Annotated in this window: 17 protein-coding genes; 4 read left to right on the top strand and 13 right to left on the bottom strand. The window is 69.6% G+C overall.

Annotated elements, in window-relative coordinates; all coding sequences use genetic code 11:
- From AC1DJH_RS20755 to AC1DJH_RS20710, 10 genes are all read right to left on the bottom strand, one after another.
- Nucleotides 1-518 (bottom strand): electron transfer flavoprotein subunit beta/FixA family protein (locus tag AC1DJH_RS20755; RefSeq protein WP_478186993.1); only part of this gene is annotated, 518 nt, incomplete at its 3' end.
- 28 nt (nucleotides 519-546) lie between these two features.
- Nucleotides 547-1,545: a Bug family tripartite tricarboxylate transporter substrate binding protein gene (locus tag AC1DJH_RS20750; protein ID WP_478186992.1), complete on the bottom strand. Its 999-nt coding sequence runs from the start codon at nucleotides 1,543-1,545 to the stop codon at nucleotides 547-549.
- A 32-nt stretch (nucleotides 1,546-1,577) separates the two neighbouring features.
- On the bottom strand, nucleotides 1,578-3,464 hold the full coding sequence (locus tag AC1DJH_RS20745) for an acyl-CoA synthetase (protein WP_478186991.1): 1,887 nt from the start codon (nucleotides 3,462-3,464) through the stop codon (nucleotides 1,578-1,580).
- A 114-nt stretch (nucleotides 3,465-3,578) separates the two neighbouring features.
- Nucleotides 3,579-4,592, bottom strand: a complete 1,014-nt coding sequence (locus AC1DJH_RS20740; protein ID WP_478186990.1) for a Bug family tripartite tricarboxylate transporter substrate binding protein — start codon at nucleotides 4,590-4,592, stop codon at nucleotides 3,579-3,581.
- A 54-nt stretch (nucleotides 4,593-4,646) separates the two neighbouring features.
- Nucleotides 4,647-5,855: a CaiB/BaiF CoA transferase family protein gene (locus AC1DJH_RS20735; protein ID WP_478186989.1), complete on the bottom strand. Its 1,209-nt coding sequence runs from the start codon at nucleotides 5,853-5,855 to the stop codon at nucleotides 4,647-4,649.
- 73 nt (nucleotides 5,856-5,928) lie between these two features.
- Nucleotides 5,929-6,750 carry an oxepin-CoA hydrolase, alternative type gene (locus AC1DJH_RS20730; RefSeq protein WP_478186988.1) on the bottom strand — a complete coding sequence of 274 codons (822 nt, stop codon included), beginning with the start codon at nucleotides 6,748-6,750 and terminating at the stop codon, nucleotides 5,929-5,931.
- Nucleotides 6,747-7,889, bottom strand: a complete 1,143-nt coding sequence (locus tag AC1DJH_RS20725) for an acyl-CoA dehydrogenase family protein (protein ID WP_478186987.1) — start codon at nucleotides 7,887-7,889, stop codon at nucleotides 6,747-6,749. Before AC1DJH_RS20725 ends, AC1DJH_RS20730 begins: the two co-directional genes overlap by 4 nt.
- Nucleotides 7,890-7,900: 11 nt before the next feature.
- The gene (locus AC1DJH_RS20720) at nucleotides 7,901-9,109 is read right to left on the bottom strand and encodes an acyl-CoA dehydrogenase family protein (RefSeq protein ID WP_478186986.1); all 1,209 of its coding nucleotides are present in this window, start codon (nucleotides 9,107-9,109) and stop codon (nucleotides 7,901-7,903) included.
- 10 nt (nucleotides 9,110-9,119) lie between these two features.
- Entirely contained in the window at nucleotides 9,120-10,310 is a 1,191-nt protein-coding gene (locus tag AC1DJH_RS20715; RefSeq protein WP_478186985.1) for an acetyl-CoA C-acyltransferase, read from the bottom strand.
- Nucleotides 10,311-10,340: 30 nt separating this feature from the next.
- Entirely contained in the window at nucleotides 10,341-12,485 is a 2,145-nt protein-coding gene (locus tag AC1DJH_RS20710) for a 3-hydroxyacyl-CoA dehydrogenase NAD-binding domain-containing protein (RefSeq protein ID WP_478186984.1), read from the bottom strand.
- A gap of 157 nt (nucleotides 12,486-12,642) precedes the next feature.
- On the opposite strand from AC1DJH_RS20710, the gene AC1DJH_RS20705 reads away from it, so the two are divergent.
- Nucleotides 12,643-13,569, top strand: a complete 927-nt coding sequence (locus AC1DJH_RS20705) for a LysR family transcriptional regulator (RefSeq protein ID WP_478186983.1) — start codon at nucleotides 12,643-12,645, stop codon at nucleotides 13,567-13,569.
- A gap of 8 nt (nucleotides 13,570-13,577) precedes the next feature.
- Here the strand turns inward: AC1DJH_RS20705 and AC1DJH_RS20700 are convergent, their stop codons facing one another.
- The 3 genes from AC1DJH_RS20700 to AC1DJH_RS20690 form a co-directional block, all read right to left on the bottom strand.
- Nucleotides 13,578-15,092, bottom strand: a complete 1,515-nt coding sequence (locus tag AC1DJH_RS20700; protein ID WP_478186982.1) for a sensor domain-containing diguanylate cyclase — start codon at nucleotides 15,090-15,092, stop codon at nucleotides 13,578-13,580.
- Nucleotides 15,093-15,257: 165 nt separating this feature from the next.
- Entirely contained in the window at nucleotides 15,258-15,851 is a 594-nt protein-coding gene (locus AC1DJH_RS20695) for a YbhB/YbcL family Raf kinase inhibitor-like protein (RefSeq protein ID WP_478186981.1), read from the bottom strand.
- Between the two features lie 23 nt (nucleotides 15,852-15,874).
- Nucleotides 15,875-16,258, bottom strand: a complete 384-nt coding sequence (locus tag AC1DJH_RS20690) for a Rieske (2Fe-2S) protein (protein WP_478186980.1) — start codon at nucleotides 16,256-16,258, stop codon at nucleotides 15,875-15,877.
- 143 nt (nucleotides 16,259-16,401) lie between these two features.
- Here AC1DJH_RS20690 and AC1DJH_RS20685 point away from each other — a divergent pair, with 143 nt between their 5' ends.
- Genes AC1DJH_RS20685 through AC1DJH_RS20675 form a run of 3 tightly spaced genes read left to right on the top strand, consistent with a single transcriptional unit; the run spans nucleotide 16,402 to nucleotide 19,697 of the window.
- On the top strand, nucleotides 16,402-17,667 hold the full coding sequence (locus AC1DJH_RS20685; protein ID WP_478186979.1) for a putative DNA modification/repair radical SAM protein: 1,266 nt from the start codon (nucleotides 16,402-16,404) through the stop codon (nucleotides 17,665-17,667).
- A gap of 33 nt (nucleotides 17,668-17,700) precedes the next feature.
- Nucleotides 17,701-19,182 (top strand): UdgX family uracil-DNA binding protein, encoded by a 1,482-nt coding sequence (locus tag AC1DJH_RS20680; protein ID WP_478186978.1) that lies wholly within the window; start codon nucleotides 17,701-17,703, stop codon nucleotides 19,180-19,182.
- A complete protein-coding gene (locus AC1DJH_RS20675; RefSeq protein ID WP_435486295.1) occupies nucleotides 19,179-19,697 on the top strand; it encodes an ureidoglycolate lyase in 519 nt (172 codons plus the stop codon). The genes AC1DJH_RS20680 and AC1DJH_RS20675 overlap by 4 nt, the downstream gene beginning before the upstream one ends.
- Nucleotides 19,698-19,720 lie beyond the last annotated feature (23 nt).

Below are 19,720 nucleotides of genomic sequence, written 5' to 3'. Positions count from 1 at the left end.
ACGGCCGGCAGCGTGAGGGTCAGCGTTTCCATGCCGCCGTCGACTTCGCGCGACACGGTGACCTTGTCGGCGGCCAGGTCGACCTTCGAGGCGAAGGTGGCTTGCGGCAGGTCGGCCAGCGCAGCCAGCATCTGGCCGGTCTGGTTGGCGTCGTCGTCGATGGCCTGCTTGCCCAGGATGATGAGTTGGGGCTGTTCCTTGTCGACCAGCGCCTTGAGCAGCTTGGCAACCGCCAGGGGCTGCAGCTCTTCGGTCGTTTCGACCAGGAAGCCGCGATCGGCACCGATGGCCATCGCGGTGCGCAGGGTTTCCTGGCACTTGGCATCGCCGCAGGACACGGCGATGACTTCGGTCACGATGCCCTTTTCCTTCAGGCGAACCGCCTCTTCGACCGCGATCTCGTCGAACGGGTTCATGCTCATCTTCACGTTGGCAATGTCCACCCCGGTGCCGTCGCTCTTCACGCGCACTTTGACGTTGTAGTCGACGACCCGCTTCACGGGCACAAGAATCTTCATGGTTGCTCCTTCGGATATCGGATGAGGTTCACTCGAGCTTTGCGCCCGATTGCTTGATCAGGCGCTCCCACACCGGGCGCTCTTGCTTCCAGGCGGCGGCAAAGAGTTCGGGTGAGCTGTCCTTGATTTCGAAACCCATGGCCGCGATGCGCTCGCGCACTTCGGGCTGTTGCGAGGCCTTGCGCACCTCGTCGGCAATGCGGTCCACGATGGCCTTGGGTGTCTTGGCGGGCACCGCGAAGGCGAGCCAGCCGGTCACGCTGTACGCCTCGTCCTTCAGGCCTTGCTCGGCCAGGGTGGGTATGTTGGGCAGCGCGGCCATGCGGCGCTCGCCGCTCACGCCGATGGCCCTGACCTTGCCCGCTTCGATGTGCGGCTTGGCCACCAGCGCGCTGGCATAGGCCATCTGGATCTGGCCGCCGATCAGGTCCTGCATCATCGGCGCCTCGCCCTTGTAGGCGACGTGGTTCATGTCGGCCTGCTGCGTGAGGCTCATGTGCGCGCCGGCCAGGTGCGGGTAGGCGCCCACGCCGTACGAGCCGTAGGCGACCTTGCCCTTGTTCGCGGCCACGTATTTCAGGAGTTCCGGCGCGGTCTTCACCGGCACGCTCGGATGCACCACCAGCACCAGCGGTCCCATGGCGACCTGGTAGACCAGCGTGAGGTCGCGCTGCGTGTCGTAGGGCAGCTTGTCGTAGAGGAACTCGTTGGTCAGCAGCGAGTTGCTGAGCGAGAAGACGACGGTGTAGCCGTCGGGTGCCGACTTGGCGACCGCGTCGGTGCCGATGATGCCGGCCGCACCCGGCTTGTTGTCGATGAGCACGGGCTGGCCCAGGCCGGCCGACATCTTCTGGCCCAGCACGCGCGCCAGCACGTCGGTTGCGCCGCCTGCCTGGTAGGGAACCACCAGGCGGATCGGCTTGTTCGGATAGGGCGCCTGCGCGTGGGCGGGCGCCCACGCGAAGAGCGCGGCGGCCGACGAGGCGGCGCAAAGCAGGGCCCTGCGGTTGGGGCGTTGTGCAGTCATGGCTTGTCTCCAGTCTCTGGTTATAAAAAAAGTCACTTCAGCGCGATGCGCGTCTTGAAGGGCAACGGCGCCAGCGCCTTGAGCAGCTGTTCCTGCAGCGGCGCGGCCAGCGCACCCGCCGCCGCGGCGTCGATCTGCACATGCACCAGGCTTTCGCCTTCGGTCTTCACCACGGGCCGCGCGGCCTCGCCCACGCCGAGCGCGGCGCACACCTCGGCCACCGTCGCGGCCACCACCTGCCGCGCGGCCATGGCGCGCAGCTCGGGCTTGTAGATCTTTCCGACGTTGGTCATCGGCATGGCCTCGATCACCGACACCCACTTGGGCCGGGCGGGCGCCTCGTCCACGCGGCCGGCGGTGAAGGCCAGCAGCTCTTCTTCGGTCGCCGAGGCGCCGGGCACCAGCGTCGCGAAGATCACCGGCAGTTCGCCCGCATAGGCATCGGGTGCGCCCACGGCGGCGCACAGCTGCACGGCGGGGTGCGCGCCCAGCGCGTCCTCGATGGTCTTGGGGTCGATGTTGTGGCCGCTGCGAATGATCAGGTCCTTCGAGCGGCCCGTGAGGTTCAGGCGCTCCTCGCTGTCGATCCAGCCGAGGTCGCCGGTGGCGAGCCAGCCGTCGGCCGTGAAGGCCTTGGCGTTGTCGGCCGGGTCCACGAAGCCCGAGAACAGGTTGGGCGACTTGAACAGCACCATGCCCTGTTCGCCTGGCGGCATCTCGCGGTCGCTGGCGTTGCCGTTCTCGTCGAGCGCCACCACGCGCATCTGCATGTACGGCAGCCGAAAGCCCACGCAGCCCGCGGGCCCGCTCACGCCCGGCGGCGTGATGGTCGAGATGCCGGCCATCTCCGTCATGCCCAGGCTCTCGTGCACATGCAGGCCGAACAGGCGCTCGAAGCGCGCGGCCAGTTCGGGCGAGAGCACCGCGGCGCCGGTGCGGCAGTAGGTGATCGACGAGATGTCCGCGCCGTCCAGCGGCACGTTGGCCAGTGCCGCGAGCACGGTGGGCACGGCCGACAGCGAGGTCGGCCGGTACTTCGCCACCAGCTTCCAGTAGTTGGCCAGCACCTCCTTGTTGCGCAGCAGCGAGGGCGTGGGAATGATCACCTCCACGCCCGCCGACAACGCCGACAGCGACGCCGGCAGCACGCCCGCCACATGGAACAGCGGATAGCCGTTGATGGAGATGCCGTTCTCGTTCATGCCCGCGACCTGCACGCTGGCCCAGGCGGTGAACACCTGCGCGCCGTGGCTGTGGCGCGCGAGCTTGGGCGCACCCGTGGTGCCGCCGGTGTGGAAGTAGGCCGCGATGTCGGTGGGGGCGATGTCGCGCCCGCTCACGAGGCGGTCGTTCGGCTGCGCGGCGCGCAGCACGTCGAAGTCGGCCACGCCCTCGGGGAGTTCGCCCGCCGCGCCGGGCGCCTCGTCGTGCGGCGCCACGCGCAGCACGGTGGTGAGCGTGGGCACCTGGCCGCGCAGGCGCATCGCCTTCGACCACATGCCCGACTCGCTGTCCGAGCCGTAGGCGATCAACACCTTGGCGCGCGCGGCGGTCATCAGCGCGACCAGCTTCTCGTCGGTCAGCAGCGGGTTCAGCGGCTGCACGATGCCGGCCGCCTCGCCGCCCCACAGCGCCAGGTGGTACTCCAGGCAACCGGGCAGCAGCACCGCGACCGCGTCGCCGGGCCCCACGCCCAGCGTGTGCAGCAGGTTGGCGGTTTGGTGCAGGCGCGCGAGCAGCTCGGCATACGACCAGCGGATGGGTTCGTCGGCCGGGTTGCCCGTGCGCAGGAAGGTCAGCGCGGTCTTGTCGCCGAAGGCATGGCCCGCGTTGCGAAAGATCTCGTAGGTGCTGCGCACCGTGACCGCCTGGTCCAGCGGCGTGGCTTCGAGCCGGTGGATGTCCGCGAGGCTGCGCACCGGGAACGCGGGGCGAAACGGCGTGCCGACCGGGGTCTTGTAGTTGTTGGCGTGCTTGTCTGTCATGTCTGTCTCCTTGGTGTTGTCGCCCTGCCGGCCCGGCCGGTTCTGGTTCTACTGGTTCGTGATGTGGTTATCGCGAATGACCTTGCCCCAGCGCTCGAAGTCCTGCTTCATGCGCACGCCGGTCTGCTCGGGCGTGCGGTAGGCCGCGAAGGAGCCCACGCTCTCCAGCTTGTCCTGCACTTCCTTGTCGGCCAGCGCCTTCTTCAGCTCGGCGCTCATGCGCTCGACCACGTCCTTGGGCGTGCCGGCAGGGGCCAGCATGCCGCCCCACGAGGTGGCGTCGAAACCGGGGAAGCCCTGCTCGGCCACCGTCTTCACGTCGGGCAGCAGGCTCACGCGCTTGCCCGAACCCACCGCGATGGCGCGCACCTTGCCCGCACGGATGTGCGGAATCACGGCCACCAGGTCGGAGAACATCGCCGGCACCTGGCCGCCGATCAGGTCGGTCACGGCCGGCGCGCTGCCGCGGTAAGGCACGTGCTGCATGTCGAACTTGCCGATGTTCTTCAGCTGCTCGGTCGTCAGGTGGCCGAAGCTGCCGGCGCCGGCCGTCGTGTAGTTGAGCTTGCCGCCTTCGGCCTTGGCCTTGGCGATCAGGTCCTGCAGGCTGTTCACCTCGGGCAGCGACTTGGGGTTGACCACCAGCACGATCGGCAGGTCGTACACCGAGCCCACGGGCGTGAAGTTCTTGAAGATGTCGTAGCCGCCGGTGGCGCCGTACAGGTGCGAGGCCAGCAGCGTGGGCGTGGCCAGCATCACGAAGGTGTAGCCGTCCGGCGCGGCGCGCGCGGCCGTGGCGGCGCCCACGGTGCCCGAGGCGCCGCTGCGGTTGTCGATGACGATGTTCTGCTTGAGCGCGAGCGACATCTTCTGCGCCACGATGCGCGAGGCCACGTCGGTCGGGCCGCCGGGCGGGAAGGGCACGATCAGCGTGATCGGCTTGCTGGGCCAGGCTTGCGCGAAGGCGCTGCCGGCCACGAGTGAAAGGGTGAGGGGAAGGGCCAGGGCAAGGAGTGCGCGGCGAACGGGATTGCGGAGGGGGCGGAAAGCGGGGGGGGCCATGGACTTCTTACTTCAGGGATGCACAGGGGAACAAGGGAAAACGGCGCGTCTTGCTCAGACCACGCCACTCGATTTCAGCGCGGCCAGCTTTTCATCCGACAGGCCGAGCAGGGACTGCAGCACGTCGTGCGTGCCTTCGCCCAGGGTGGGCGGCGCGCTGCGCACCGGCAGGCGTTCGCCGTCGAAACGGTAGGGCGGCGCCAGCACGTCGACCGTGCCGGCCACCGGGTGCGGCTGCGTGGTGACCAGGCCGGCATCGGTCGCGCGCTTCGACTGCAGCGCCTCCAGCAGGCCCAGCACCTCGCCGCACGGAATGCCCGAGGCGGTGAGCTTCTCGAGCAGGCCGGCGCGCGGGCGCTTGGCCAGTTCGGCGTGCAGCTCGTGCAGCAGCACCGCGCGGTTGGCCGAACGCAGGATGTTGGTCTTGAAGCGCTCGTCGGCCGCCAGGTCGGGCCGCTCGATCACCTCGGTGCAGAAGCGCGCGAACTGCGCGTTGTTGCCCACGGTGATCACCAGCGGGCCGTCGGCCGCGTCGAACACGCCGTACGGCACGATCGACGGGTGCGAGTTGCCGTAGCGCGGCGGGTCTTCGCCCATCAGCAGCGCTTCGAGGCCGTAGTAGGCGGTGATCATCAGGCCGCAGTCGAACAGCGCCATCTCCACGTGCCGGCCCTTGCCGGTCTTCTCGCGCTGGTAGAGCGCGGCAAGGATGGCCTGCGCCGAGTACATGCCGGTGAACAGGTCGACCACCGCCACGCCGAACTTCAGCGGCGGCTGGTCGGCTTCGCCGTTGAGCGCCATCAGGCCGGCTTCACCTTGCACCACCAGGTCGTAGCCCGGGCGCGCAGCCTCGGAGCCGGTGCGGTCGTAGCCCGAGATGGAGCAGTAGATGAGGCCGGGCTGCTCCTTGCTGAGCTGCTCGTAGCCCAGGCCCAGCTTGTCGATGCCGCCGAACTTGAAGTTCTGGATCACCACGTCGCACTGCTTGGCCAGGTCGCGCGCGATCTGCTGGCCCTCGGGCGTCTGCAGGTCGAGCGTGACCGAGCGCTTGTTGCGGTTCACGCTGTTGAAGTAGGCGGTTTCGGTCTTGCCGACACGCAGGCCCCAGTCGCGCGTGTCGTCGCCGCGGCCCGGGTGCTCGACCTTGATCACCTCGGCGCCCATGTCGGCCAGCACCATGCCGCACCAGGGGCCCGCCAGGATGCGGGACAGGTCGAGGACGCGCACGCCGGCGAGCGGCAGCGATGAATTCAATAGAGGCATGACACAGACTTCGGAGAAACGAGAAAGCCCCGCACGGCGTGCGAGGCGAAACGGAAGGGCGGCGGGGTTCGCGTCAGGACGCGTCCTTTGCCTTGTGGCGCAAGGCGACGAAGTCGGCCTTGCGCTTGCCCAGGAACGCGCCGATGCCTTCGGCCGCTTCGGCGTCGCCCTGCGACTCGACCATGAACACGGCCTCGGCGTCGAGTTGCGCTTCGAGCGTGGCGTGGTGCGCCTGGCGGCACAGCGTCTTGATGCGCGTGGTGGCGCGCTGCGGGCCGGTCGCGACCTTGGCCGCGAGCGCCACCGCTTCGGCCAGCGCCGCGCCCTTGTCGGTCAGGCGGTTGACCGCGCCCAGCTGGTTCAGGCGCTCGGCCGTCATGCGGTCGCCGGTGAGGCACAGCTCGGTGAGCACCTGGCGCGAGACGAACTCGGCCAGGAAGGCGGTGGCGCCGCCGTCGGGCGTGAGGCCGACCTTGACGTAGGCCACGGTGTAGAACGCGTCGCGCGCCGACACCAGTATGTCGCAGGCCAGTGCCATCGACAGGCCCGCGCCGGCCGCGCCGCCCTCGACCGCCGCGATCACGGGCTTGCTGCAATCGCGCAGCGCGCGGATCAGGTTGTTCAGGCCTTCGAGGATCTGGCGGCGTTCCGCCATGGGCAGCTCGCGGCGCTTGGCCAGCAGGTTCAGGTCGCCGCCGGAGCAGAAGAAGTCGCCCGCGCCGGTGAAGACGATGGCGCCGACTTCGGGGTCCTGCTCGGCGTCGGCGAGCGCGGCGCTCAGCTCGGCATACAGCGTCGGCGTGATCGCGTTGCGCGCGCCGGGGTTGCTGTTGGTCAGGATGCGCACGGCGCCTTCCTGCGAGATCAGCACGGTCTTGTTCGTCGTGTCCGTCATGCCGCGATCTCCTTGCCGAGCTGGATGTAGCGCTGCAGGTGATGGTCTTCGTCGCCCAGCTGGTGGTCGATCATCACCAGGCGCTTGGCGTAGTGGGGCAGGGGCAGCTCCCACGTCATGCCGATGCCGCCGTGCATCTGGATGCTTTCTTCGGCCACCAGCGCGCCGATGCGCCCGATGCTGAACTTGGCGGCCGACAGCGCGCGTTCGCGCGTCACGCGCTCGCCCGTGTCGATGGCGGCCGCCGCGTTGATGACGGCCGAGCGCGCCTGCTCGATCTCCAGCAGCAGGTCGGCCATGCGGTGCTGCAGGGCCTGGAAGCTGCCGATGAGCGTGCCGAACTGCTTGCGCGTGCGCAGGTACTCCAGCGTGGCGGTCTTGGCGGCTTCCATCGCGCCCAGCGCTTCGGCGCACAGCGCGAGCACGCCGCGGCCGATGGCGCGCTCCTGCGTGGCGTGGCCCTGGCCTTCGGCGCCCAGCAGCGCGTCGGCGCCCAGCGTCACGCCGTCGAACGCGAGTTCGGCGACGCGGCCACCGTCGATCGACGGGCAGCCGCGCACCGTGAGGCCCGTGGTCTTCGCGGGCACGAGGAACAGCGAGATGCCGGCTTCGTCGTCCACATTGCCCGAGGTGCGCGCGGAGACCAGGAACAGGTCGGCCTGCTCGCCTTGCGGCACCACGGCCTTGGCGCCGTGCAGCACCCAGCCGTCGCCATTGCGTTCGGCCTTGGTGGCCACGCGCGTGCGTTCGTAGTGCGTATCGGCTTCGTCGTGCGCGAAGGCCACGACGGCAACGCCGTTGATGATGTCGCCGAGCTTCTCCTTCTGCGCGTCGGTGCCGGCGGCGCTGAGCGCCTCACCCACCATCACCGCGCCCAGCAGCGGCTCGATCACCAGGCCGCGGCCCAGCGCCTCGAAGACCACGGCAATGTCGAAGCCGCCGCCGCCGAAGCCGCCGTCGGCCTCGCTGAACAGCGCGCCGATCACGCCGAGTTCGGCGAACTGCTGAAAGATCTCCTTGCTGAACCCGTGCTGCGACTTCGCGATGCGGTCGCGCGCGTCGAAGGCGTACTGCTCGCTGATGAAGCGGTTCAGGCTGTCGGCGAGCATGCGCCGGTCTTCGGTGTGTTCGAAGTTCATTGCGTGTCTCCTTACAGGCCCAGGATCATCTTGCTGATGATGTTCTTCTGGATTTCATTGGAGCCGCCGAAGATCGACAGCTTGCGGTTGTTGAAGTAGCGCGAGGCGGCGGCCGACGCGTAAGGCGGCCCGAAGGTCTCGCCGGTGTATCCGTCCTTCAGCGCCTCGGCCACGAAGGGGCGGCCGTACACGCCCATCGCGCGGCGCGCCAGCGACGAGATTTCCTGGCGGATCTCGGTGCCGCGGATCTTCAGCATCGAGCTTTCCGCGCCCGGCACGCCGCCGCCGGCCACCGCCGCGATCACGCGCAGGTTGGTGGTCTTCATGTTCTCCAGGTCGATCTCCACGCGCGCCAGGCGCGCCGCGAAGGCCGGGTCGTCCGCCAGCGGCTTGCCGTTCTTGGTCTGCGAGGCGGCAATGCCCTTGAGCTGTTCGAGCGCGGCCACCGAGAAGCCCACGCCGGCGATGTTGGTGCGCTCGTAGGTCAGCAGGTACTTGGCGCAGGTCCAGCCCTTGTTCTCTTCGCCCACCAGGTTCTCGGCCGGCACGCGCACGTCGGAGAAGAACACCTCGTTCACCTCATGCTCGCCGTCGAGCGTGATGATCGGGCGCACTTCGACGCCGGGCGAGGTCATGTCGATCAGCAGGAAGCTGATGCCCTCCTGCTTCTTCGCCTCGCGGTTGGTGCGCACCAGGCAGAAGATCATGTTGGCGTGCTGGCCCAGCGTGGTCCAGGTCTTCTGGCCGTTCACGATGTAGTGGTCGCCCTGCGCGTCGATGCCGCGCACGGCGGACGTCTTCACCGCCGCCAGGTCGGAGCCGGCGCCGGGCTCCGAGTAGCCCTGGCACCACCAGTCGTCGCCGTTCAGGATGCGCGGCAGCCAGTGCTGCTTCTGCGCCTCGTTGCCGTACTTGATGAGCACCGGCCCGAGCATGTTCACGCCGAAGGGCACGATGCGCGGCGCGAAGGCCAGCGCGCATTCATGCTCGAAGATGAACTTCTCGACCGCCGTCCAGCCCGGGCCGCCGTACTGCTCGGGCCAGTGGTTGGCGAGCCAGCCGCGCGCGTTCAGCGTGGCGTGCCACTCCTGCATGTCGGCCTTTTCCAGGATCTTGCCGCCGCGCACTTTCTCGGACAGCCGCACCGGCAGCTTGTCGGCCAGGAAGGCGCGCACTTCGCTGCGGAAGGCTTCTTCTTCGGGGGTGAAGTTCAGGTCCATCGCGCGTTCCTCAGTAGATTTCGAACAGGCCCGCGGCGCCCATGCCGCCGGCGATGCACATCGTGACCACGGCGTACTTGGCGCCGCGGCGCTTGCCTTCGATGAGCACGTGGCCCGTGAGGCGCGCGCCGGTCATGCCGAAGGGGTGGCCGATGGAGATGGCGCCGCCGTTCACGTTCAGGCGTTCCGACGGAATGCCCAGCTTGTCCTGGCAGTAGATCGACTGCGAGGCGAAGGCTTCGTTGAGCTCCCACAGGTCGATGTCTTGCACCTTGAGGCCGTGGCGCGCGAGCAGCTTGGGCACGGCGAACACGGGGCCGATGCCCATTTCGTCGGGCTCGCAGCCGGCCAGCGCGAGGCCGCGGAAGGCGCCCAGCGGTTGGATGTTGGCGCGCTCTGCATCCTTGGCTTCCATCAGCACGCAGGCCGAGGCGCCGTCGGAGAGTTGCGAGGCGTTGCCGGCGGTGATGAACTTGTCCTCGCCCATCACCGGCTTGAGCTTGGCGAGCGCCTCGTAGGTGGTGCCGCGGCGGTTGCAGTTGTCTTCGGTGGCGGTGACTTCGCGGTGGGTGACTTCCTTGGTCTCCTTGTCGGTCACGGCCATGGTGGTGGTGCAGGCGACGATCTCGTCCTTGTAGCGCCCGGCGATCTGGGCCTCTTCGGTCTTGCGCTGGCTCTCGGCGGAGAAGCGGTCCTGCGCCTCGCGGCTGATGTTGTAGCGCTTGGCGACGATGTCGGCGGTGTCGATCATTGCCATGTAGAGCTCGGGCTTGTGCTCGACGATCCACGGGTCCAGGCTGAGGTCGCCGCCGTCTCCGGGGCTGCGGCCACGGATCTGCGAGATGCTTTCCACGCCGCCCGCGATCATGGCCGGCGCGCCGTCCACCACGATGCGGCCCGCGGCCATGGCAATCGCCTGCAGGCCCGAGGCGCAGAAGCGGTTCACCGTGGTGCCGGCGATGCTGATCGGCAGGCCCGAACGGATGATGGCCTGGCGCGCGATGTTGCGGCCGGTGGTGCCTTCGGGGTAGCCGCAGCCGAGGATCGCGTCCTCGATGAGCGCGGGGTCGAGGCCCGAGCGCTCCACGGCCGCCTTCACGGCGAAGGACGCCAGCGTGGCGCCGGGGGTGATGTTGAATTCGCCGCGGTGCGCCTTGGTGAGCGGGGTGCGGGCGGTGGAAACGATGACGGCTTCACGCATGGGGTGTCTCCTGGACGGCTGTCTCTGTGATTACTCGGATTGATTGAGGCTGGCGAAATCTGCGCCGCGTTCGACCAGCTGCACCAGCAGCGGCGACGGCTTCCAGAAGATCGGGTCTTCCTTGGCAAACTCGCGGATGTCGGCCAGCACCTTCGGCAGGCCCACGGTGTCGGCGTACTTCATCGGGCCGCCGCGGTGGCGCGGGAAGCCGTAGCCGTAGAGGAAGGTCACGTCCACGTCGAGCGGGCGCAGCGCAATGCGCTGGAGCACCACGTTGGCGCCTTCGTTGACCATCGCGGCCATGTAGCGGCGCATGATTTCTTCTTCGGTGAACTGGCGCGGCTTGATGCCCGCGCGTTCGCGTTCGGCGTCGATGATGGCCAGCACCTCGGGGTCGGGCTGGCCGGCGCGGGCGCCTTCGGGGTACAGGTAGTAGCCGCGCTGCGTCTTCTGGCCGAACCAGCCGCGCTCGCAGATGCGGTCGGCAATCTGCACGTAGCGCGCCTGCGGGTCGCGCGTGGCGGCCTTGCGCTTGCGCGTGGCCCAGCCGATGTCGCCGCCGGCCAGGTCGGACACCTGGAACGGGCCCATCGGGTAGCCGAAGTTGCGCACGGCCGCGTCGATGTCGTAGGGCGAGGCGCCGTCTTCCATCATGTGGTCGGCCGCCTGGCGGTACACGGCCAGGATGCGGTTGCCGATGAAGCCGTCGCACACGCCGGCGCGCACCGGCACCTTCTTGAGCTTCTTCGCGAGTTCGAAGCCGGTGGCGACCACGTCGGCGCTCACCTTGGCGGGCACCACGATCTCCAGCAGCTTCATGATGTTGGCCGGCGAGAAGAAGTGCAGGCCCACCACGTCCTGCGGGCGCTTGATGCTCGCGGCGATCTCGTCGATGTCCAGGTACGAGGTGTTGGTGGCCAGCACCGCGCCTTGCTTGCACACGCGGTCGAGTTCGGCGAACACGGCCTTCTTCACCGCCATGTCCTCGAACACCGCTTCGACCACGATGTCGGCGTCGGCCAGGGCGTCGTAGCTCGTGGAGCCGTTGAAGCGCGCCATCACCGCGGCCTTGGCCTCGGGCGTCATGCGCTCCTTCTTGATGAGGCCGTCGTACACCTTCTCGACGTTGGCGCGGCCGCGCGCGAGCTGGGCGTCGTCGCGCTCGATCATGGTCACGGGCATGCCCGCGTCCAGCATGGCCACCGCAATGCCGGCGCCCATGGTGCCGCCGCCGACGATGCCGGCCGATGCCAGCGCGCGCGGCTTGGCCGACTTGGTCTCGGGCGCCTTGAGCACTTCGCGCTCGGCGAAGAAGGCGTGGATCAGGCCGGCGCGCTGCGGGCTGTCGATGCACTGCAGGAACAGCTTGCGCTCCAGCGCCATGCCTTCGTCGAAGGGCAGCGTGAGCGCGCCTTCGACGGCTTCGATGATCTTCATCGGCGAGAACAGGCCGCGGCTCTTCTTGGCGGTGTCGGCGCGCGCGGCGTCGAGGGCGGTGCGGCTGGCTTCCTTGTCGGCCAGGCCGGTGGCTTCGCGCGTGCGGCGCACGGGCGCCCTGGCGGCCACCAGTTCCTGCGCGTAGGCCAGGCCCTCGGCGCGGGCGTCGGCGTCGGTGGCCAGGCGGTCGACGAGGCCGAGCGACAGCGCTTCCTTCGCGCCCGCATGGCGGCCGCTCAACATCAGTTCCAGTGCGGGCTTCACGCCGATCAGGCGCGGCGCGCGCTGCGTGCCGCCCGAGCCGGGCAACAGGCCCAGCGCCACTTCGGGCAGGCCCAGCTTGGCGGTGGGCGAAGCCAGGCGGTAGTGCGCAGACAGCGCCACTTCGAGCCCGCCGCCGAGCGCGGCGCCGTGGATGGCGGCGACCACCGGCTTGGTGCAGTTCTCGATCTTCAGGCAGGCCTCGGGCAGCGAGGGCGCTTGCGGCGGCTTGCCGAACTCGCGGATGTCCGCGCCGGCGATGAAGTTGCGGCCCGCGCCGACGATCAGCACCGCCCTCGCGGCGCCGTCGGCCTCGGCCGCGTCGATGGCGGCCACGAGGCCGCGGCGCACATCCACACCCAGGGCGTTGACGGGCGGGTTGTCGATGGTCACCACGAACACGTCGCCATGACGCTCGAAGGTGACGGGACCGGAAGACGTGGAGGGGCTGGGGGTGCTGGAAGCGGTGGTGGCCATGTGCGTGTCTCTTGCGTGGCGGGCCCTGTGCATGCGGATGCAAGGCGAGGGGCCCGGAGGCTCTGGGGGTGAACCCCGCATTCTTTGCCCGCAGCACTGCTTTGACAATTGCATAGACGGTTGACAGACTGTCAAAGAATTTTTGACAATGGGCCGCATGGACCTGCAATCGCTCACCCTTTTGGTGGAAATACTCGACGCGGGCAACCTGAGCGCGGCGGCCCGCCGGCTCAAGATGAGCCGCGCCAACGTCAGCTACCACCTGAACCAGCTGGAGCGCTCGGTGGGCGCGCAGCTGGTGCGCCGCACCACCCGGCGTGCCGAACCGACCGAAATCGGCCTGCGCCTGTACCAGCACGGCGTGGCCATTCAGGGCGAGCTGCTGGCCGCGCGCGAATCGGTCACCGAGCTGGGCCAGGGCCTGCAGGGCCGCGTGCGGTTGAGCGTGCCCAGCGGCTACGGCCAGCTGGTGATGGCCGACTGGCTCATCGACTTCAAGCGCCAGTACCCCGGCATCGTGCTGGACGTGGTGTTCGAAAACCGCATCGAAGACCTGCTGCGCGACGAGGTCGACATCGCCATCCGCGTGATTCCCGAGCCGCCGCAGAACCTGGTGGCGCGCGAGATGGGCCCGGTGCGCTACGTGGCCTGCGCGTCGAGCGACTATGCGGCCCGGCACCCGCTGCCGGTGCAGCTGGACGAACTGCAGGGCGCGCCGGTGGTCACGGCCGCGGTCATCGGCCGCCAGCTGCGCGTGTCGGCCTACCAAGGGGAGACGCGGCGCGAGGTGATCCTGGAGCCGACGCTCATCTCCGAGAACTTCCTGTTCCTGCGCCAGGCCATCCTCGCGGGCCTGGGCATCGGCCTGGTGCCCGACTACGTGGTGCAGGACGACGTGCGCCGCGGCGACGTGGTGACCACGCTGGACGACTGGCGCCTGAGCATCTTCGGCACGCAGATGTTCATGCTGTACATGCCCAACCGCCAGCACACGCGGGCGATACGGACCTTCATCGACTTCGTGCTGGAGCGGGTGCGCGGGCCGGGGGATGGGCCAGGGGATGGGCTGGGCGAGGTGCCTTAGCCGCTCGGCTACGTGCGCCGGTCGAGGCCGGTGCTCTCGTAGTACCGCGCCTTGTCCACGTACATCGCCCGGTCCGCGCGCTGCAGCGCGGCTTCCAGAGACTCGCCGGCATTGCAGGTCGCCAGCCCGATGGCCAGGCTCAGCGGATGGCCGCTCTGACCCGCGTGGAACTGGTTGTTCAGCTCCAGCAGCATGAGGATGCGCTCGCGCATCGCGTCGGCGCCGCGCTCGTCGGTCATCGGCAGCAGCACGGCGAACTCGTCGCCGCCCACGCGCGCAGGCCAGGCCGGCGGCGCGACGGCCTTGTCGAGCACCTCGCCCATGCGGCGCAGCATCGAGTCGCCGGCGGCGTGGCCTTCCTGGTCGTTGAGCTGCTTCAGGCCGTTGAGGTCGATGACGACGATCGACACCGGCCACGGGCCCTTGCGCGACAGCCGGTTGAGCTCCTCGGTGTAGTAGGTGCGGTTGCACAGCTGCGTGAGCACGTCGTGCTTGCCGAGGTACTCGAGGTAGGCCTCGGCCTTCTTGCGCGCGGTGATGTCCACCAGCGACACCAGCACCAGGTCCCAGCTGTCGAGCCGGTCGTCCTGCACGGCGAACTGCATGTGGATGTTGAGCGCCTCGCCCGACAGCGAGTAGTTGAGCACCTCGCGGTGCTGCACCGTCTTGCCGTTCCACAGGTCGTGCAACTGCTCCGCGAAAGACTCGCGCATCTCGTCGCGAAAGACGCGCGACAGGCTGCCCAGCAGCGCGGTCAGGTCGGGCGCGCCGAACATGCGCAGGGTTTCCTGGTTCACGTCGATCACGCGGATCTCCTGCATGCAGCGCGTGACGAACTCGGGGTGCACCTTGATGAAGGTGGCGAAGTCGGTGATGCCGCGCGCGCGGATGTTTTCCATCAGCGTGCGCACCGCGCTGAAGTCTTCCACCCACAGCGACACCGGCGAGCGGTCGAACAGGCTGCGCGCGTACCTGGCGCTTTCGTCGCGCAGGCGCTGCGCGGCCACGCGCTCGGTGATGTCGTCGAGCGAGACCAGCACGCGGTCCCAGGTGGCCTCGTGGCCGGGCAGCACGCGGGCGCGCACGCGCACGTCGAGCCGGCGGCCGTCCAGGGCGTAGTTGACGGTCTCGCTCTCGAAGGTGAGTTCGCCGCGCCACAGCCGGTCGAGCTCGTGCACCACGGTGGCCGACATGTCGCCGCGGAACACGCGGTCGAGCGCGCCGAGCAGGGTTTCCTGGCTGTCGGCCGCAAAGAGCTTCAGCGTGTGCTGGTTGACCCGCAGCACCTTCAGCAGCGCCATGCAGTCGCTCACGCGCAGGGGGTCTTCGGCCAGGTAGGCGACCAGGTCGGTCACGCCTTCGGTGCGCCAGCCGTCCAGCTTGCGCTTGAGGTCGCTGTAGTCCTCGACCCAGAGCGAGACGGGCGCCAGGTCGAACATGGCGTCGAGGTCGCCAACGGACGGTGGAGCGGTGGAGCCCGCGGAAACCGTTGAAGAGGCGGACGCGGCTGCTGGCATGACCATCGATGAAGCTTTCGGAAAAGCGGCAGCAGCCATGGCTGACCGGCGCCGGCGAACGGGAGCCTTAATTATTACCCGCGTGCATACCTTTGCACTTGACACGCGGCGCCCCGTTGACGCGCCCCCAGCGGGTCTTGCGCAACGACGGCAACGACCGCACCGGCGGCATCAGCGGCTGTACAGGCCCACCACGCTCTGCCCGCCCAGCGCATGGCCCTTGAGCGCGGCCACCAGCGCGTCGCGCGACAGGCCCGCCGGCAGCGCGCCCGGTGCGAGGTCGGAAGCGACCACGGTCATCACGTAGTGGTGCGGCCGGTCGCCCACCGGCGGGCACATGCCGCGGTACGCGGGCGCGCCGGCCACGTTCGGGCCCATGGTGAAGTTGAAGTTCGAGCCTGCCTGGCCTTCGCCGGCCTTGAGTTCGCCGCGCTCGGCCGCGATGTTGTAGGCCACCCAGTGCGACACGCCCAGGCCGGCCGCGCCGTCCGGGTCGAAGATCAGCACGGCGACAGATCGGGTCTTGGCCGGCAGGTTGCTCCATGCCACGGGCGGCGAGACGTTCTTGCCGCCGCACTCGCCGGCCCCGGCGTGGTCGGCCGGGATCACGCCGTTGTCGGCGAAGGCGCTGGAGCTGACGCGCATGCCCGTGAAGGCCTTGCCGCCGGCGCCGGTGCCGCCCGACATGCCGGTACAGCCGGCCATGAGGCCCGCGAGGGCGAGGGCCGCCACTGGCGAGGCGAGGGAGTGAAGCTTGTTGCGCATGGAATCTCCTGGAAAGGTTGTGTTCATCCGGCGTGGCCCAGCCACACGCTGCCGTCCGTCTTCTCGTGCACCGCCAGCGGCGTGAGCCGCGCGCCGCGGCAGGGGCCGCCGACGCACTTGCCGGTGTCGGGCTCGAAGATGGCGCCGTGGCGCGCGCACATCAGGAAGCGCCCCGAGCTTTCGAGCACCTGGCCCTCGAAGTCGAGCGGGCCGCCCGCATGCGGGCACTGGTTGAGGTAGGCGTACACCCCGCCGTGCCAGCGCACCGCGAAGGCGGGCACGCCGTTGTGCGCGGTGAACTTGCTTGCGAGGCCATCGTCGGGGAGGTTGGCGCAAATTGGGCCGGGGGCGGGTGCCGAGGCGCCGTCATCGGGCGTAGGGGCGGGCGCTGTGGGGTCGTCGGTCATCTGCCAGCGAGGGTAGCCAAGGTTCGGGGGCTGCGCAATGCGCGATGGCCGGCTTACAAATCGCAGCCAGATGACAGGATTTCCGCGGACGGCCGCGGTTTAAAACTGTATATTCATACAGTATCTGCTTCATCAAGGCCCCCGTGGACATCCAGCGCAAACTCGCCATCCTGGCCGACGCCGCCAAGTACGACGCCTCCTGCGCGTCGAGCGGCTCGCAGCCGCGCGACTCGCTGGGCGGGCGCGGCATCGGCTCCACCGAAGGCGCGGGCATCTGCCACAGCTATGCGCCCGACGGCCGCTGCATCTCGCTGCTGAAGGTGCTGCTGACCAACCACTGCCAGTACGACTGCCTCTATTGCGTCAACCGCGCGTCGAGCAACGTGCCGCGCGCGCGCTTTCGCGTCGACGAAGTGGTGCAGCTCACGCTGGACTTCTACCGCCGCAACTGCATCGAGGGCCTGTTCCTGTCCAGCGGCATCATCAAGTCGCCCGACCACACCATGGAGCAGGTGGTCGAGGTGGCGCGCGTGCTGCGCGAGGAGCACGACTTTCGCGGCTACATCCACCTGAAGACCATTCCCGATGCCAGCGACGAACTGCTGGCGCGCGCCGGCCGCTATGCCGACCGGCTCAGCATCAACGTCGAGATGCCCACCGCCGAAGGGCTGCAGGCCCTGGCGCCCGAGAAGAACGAAAGCGCCATTCGCCGCTCCATGGCACGGCTGCGCCTGCGCATCGACGACACGCGCGAGGAGGCGCGCCGCGTGGTGCCCATTCGCGCGCTGCCGGGCGCCGCGCCGACCGCCGCCAAGCCGCCGCCTTTTGCGCCCGCAGGCCAGAGCACGCAGATGATCGTGGGCGCCGACGCCACCGACGACCGGCGCATCCTCGCGTCCAGCGCCACGCTCTATGGCGCCTACAAGCTCAAGCGCGTGTACTACTCGGCCTTCAGCCCCATTCCCGACGCGGCCCGCGCGCTGCCGCTGGTGGCGCCGCCGCTCATGCGCGAGCACCGGCTCTACCAGGCCGACTGGCTCATGCGCTTCTACGGCTTCGAGCACCAGGAGATCGTGGCCGCGCCCGACGGATTGCTGCGGCTGGACGTCGACCCCAAGCTGGCCTGGGCGCTGGCGCATGCCGAGCGCTTTCCGGTCGACCTGAACCACGCGCCGCGCGAGATGCTGCTGCGCGTGCCCGGGCTGGGCGTGAAGGCGGTCGAGCGGCTGCTGCAGGCGCGGCGCGTGCGCCGGGTGCGCGCCGACGACCTGCGGCGCCTGCACGTGCCGGCGCGCAAGGTGCTGCCGTTCGTGGTGGCCGACGGCCACCGGCCGGCTGAGGGTGCCATGGCGGCGGCCGTGCCGGCGGCCCGGCCGGCACAAGCTGCTGCGCAGGCCTCGCTGTTCTGAGCAAGGGCTGAAGAAAGGCCGAGGACCAGGACCATGCGCATACGGCTCGAAGACCCGGTCGACCTGGATGCCTTCCGCCGCCATGCGCGGCGGTTGCTGGCCGGCGGCGTGCCGCCCGACCAGGTCGAATGGAGCGACGGTGCGATGAGCGAAGGCGCGGCCGAAGACCTGTTCGGCGGGGCTGGCGACGAAGGCGATGTGTTCGACCTGGCACCGTCGCCACCGGCCGCCAGTGCCGCGCGGCATGCGGTGCCCGCGTCCTTCGTCGCGCTGTGTGCCGACGTGATCCTGCACCGCGACCCGCAACGCCTGGCGCTGCTGTACCGGCTGCTCTGGCGCCTGACCCGCGAGCCGGCCCTGCGGCACGACCCGCTGGACGCCGACATGATGCAGGCGCAGCAGATGGCCAAGGCCGTGCACCGCGACATCCACAAGATGCGCGCCTTCGTGCGCTTCACCCGCGTGGCGGACGCCGACGTGGGCGAGCGCCACGTCGCGTGGTTCGAGCCCGACCACCGCATCGTGGCGGCCAACGCGCCGTTCTTCGCGCGCCGCTTCGCGCAGATGCGCTGGGCCATCCTCACGCCGGATCGCTGCGTCGAATGGAACGGCGAGGCCCTGTCTTTCCGCGACGGCGCCGACCGCCGCGAGAAGCCGCCGCCCGATGCCGGCGAGCAGCTCTGGCTGACCTACTACGCGCACATCTTCAACCCCGCGCGCCTGAAGGTCGCCATGATGCGGCGCGAGATGCCCCGCCGCTACTGGCACAACCTGCCCGAGGCCGCACTGATCCAGCCGTTGACGGACGCGGCCGCGACGCGCAGCCAGTCGATGATCGATGCGCCGCCCACGGTGGCCCGGCGCATCCGCGCGCCCGTGCCGCTGCACCTGCGGCCGGCCGACGGCGTGGCGCCGGCCAGCCTCGACGAGTTGCGTGCCGCCGCGCATGCGTGCCGCGACTGCCCCATCGGCGCACTGGCAACGCAGGCCGTGTGCGGCGAAGGCCCGCAAGGCGCGCGGCACATGCTCGTCGGCGAGCAGCCCGGCGACCAGGAGGACCTGGCAGGCCGCCCCTTCGTCGGCCCGGCCGGCCAGCTGCTCGACCGCGCGATGGCGCAGCTGGGCTGGGCGCGCGACAGCGTGTACCTGGCCAACGCCGTGAAGCACTTCAAGTACGAGCTGCGCGGCAAGCGCCGCATCCACAAGACCGCGGCGCAGCGCGAGGCGCTGGCCTGCGCGCACTGGCTCGACGGCGAGATCGCGCTGGTGCGACCGCAGGCGCTGGTGGCGTTGGGCGCCACGGCGGCGCGCTCGCTGCTCGGGCGGGCGGTGGCGGTGCAGGCCGAGCGCGGCGCCTGGCTGCATGAGCGCGCGGACGGGCGGCCCGTGTTCGTCACGCTGCACCCGTCGGCGCTGCTGCGGCTGCCCGACGGGGAGCGCGCCGAGGCCTTCGAGCGCTGGCTGGCCGACCTCGCGTTGGCGCGCGGCACGCTTTCTGCTGCAATCGCGGCATGAACGATGCCCTTTCCATCGGCGCCGCGCCGCTCGCCGCGCAGCCGCTGACCGCCCAAGCCTTCGCGCCGTACGGCACCGTCATCGCGGCGCCCGCCACCGACCCCGGCCGGCCGATCAACGGCGGCAACGCCACGCGTTTCGACCTGCTGGCCGACCTGCAGCTCGGCGCCGACGGCGGGCGCCCGATGCTCGCGCTGTTCCGCGCGCAGGCCCGGCGCTTTCCGCATGCCGTCACGGAAATGGAGCGCCATGCCCTCGGCAGCCAGAGCTTCGTGCCGCTGGGCGAGCGCCGCTTCGTCATCGTGGTGGCGCGCGCCGGCGATGCACCCGTGTCGGCGGGCGAGCTCGCTGCTTTCGTCACCAATGGGCGTCAGGGTGTGGTGCTCGCGCCCGGCACCTGGCATCACGCGCTGCTGGCGGTGGATGCGGGCGACTTCGTGGTGGTGGAGCGCGCGGGCGGCGAGGTCGACTGCGACATCTGCCACCTGGAAGTGCCGGCCGTCATCGAGGGATGACGCTGCCGCAAGTGAGGGTTCGG

It is taken from the genome of Variovorax sp. 10N412 (genome assembly GCF_056394985.1).
The sequence above is the reverse complement of the archived record's forward strand: the minus strand, read 5'-3'. Positions and strand labels throughout refer to the sequence as shown.

Bases quoted from the DNA above. Each gene is read 5' to 3' on its own strand.
- AC1DJH_RS20705 (WP_478186983.1), top strand. From the start codon at position 12,643: ATGGACCTGCAATCGCTCACCCTTTTGGTGGAAATACTCGACGCGGGC.
- AC1DJH_RS20740 (WP_478186990.1), bottom strand. From the start codon at position 4,592: ATGGCCCCCCCCGCTTTCCGCCCCCTCCGCAATCCCGTTCGCCGCGCA.
- AC1DJH_RS20695 (WP_478186981.1), bottom strand. From the start codon at position 15,851: ATGCGCAACAAGCTTCACTCCCTCGCCTCGCCAGTGGCGGCCCTCGCC.
- AC1DJH_RS20735 (WP_478186989.1), bottom strand. From the start codon at position 5,855: ATGCCTCTATTGAATTCATCGCTGCCGCTCGCCGGCGTGCGCGTCCTC.
- AC1DJH_RS20720 (WP_478186986.1), bottom strand. From the start codon at position 9,109: ATGGACCTGAACTTCACCCCCGAAGAAGAAGCCTTCCGCAGCGAAGTG.
- AC1DJH_RS20700 (WP_478186982.1), bottom strand. From the start codon at position 15,092: ATGGTCATGCCAGCAGCCGCGTCCGCCTCTTCAACGGTTTCCGCGGGC.
- AC1DJH_RS20675 (WP_435486295.1), top strand. From the start codon at position 19,179: ATGAACGATGCCCTTTCCATCGGCGCCGCGCCGCTCGCCGCGCAGCCG.
- AC1DJH_RS20730 (WP_478186988.1), bottom strand. From the start codon at position 6,750: ATGACGGACACGACGAACAAGACCGTGCTGATCTCGCAGGAAGGCGCC.
- AC1DJH_RS20710 (WP_478186984.1), bottom strand. From the start codon at position 12,485: ATGGCCACCACCGCTTCCAGCACCCCCAGCCCCTCCACGTCTTCCGGT.
- AC1DJH_RS20680 (WP_478186978.1), top strand. From the start codon at position 17,701: ATGCGCATACGGCTCGAAGACCCGGTCGACCTGGATGCCTTCCGCCGC.
- AC1DJH_RS20725 (WP_478186987.1), bottom strand. From the start codon at position 7,889: ATGAACTTCGAACACACCGAAGACCGGCGCATGCTCGCCGACAGCCTG.
- AC1DJH_RS20750 (WP_478186992.1), bottom strand. From the start codon at position 1,545: ATGACTGCACAACGCCCCAACCGCAGGGCCCTGCTTTGCGCCGCCTCG.
- AC1DJH_RS20690 (WP_478186980.1), bottom strand. From the start codon at position 16,258: ATGACCGACGACCCCACAGCGCCCGCCCCTACGCCCGATGACGGCGCC.
- AC1DJH_RS20715 (WP_478186985.1), bottom strand. From the start codon at position 10,310: ATGCGTGAAGCCGTCATCGTTTCCACCGCCCGCACCCCGCTCACCAAG.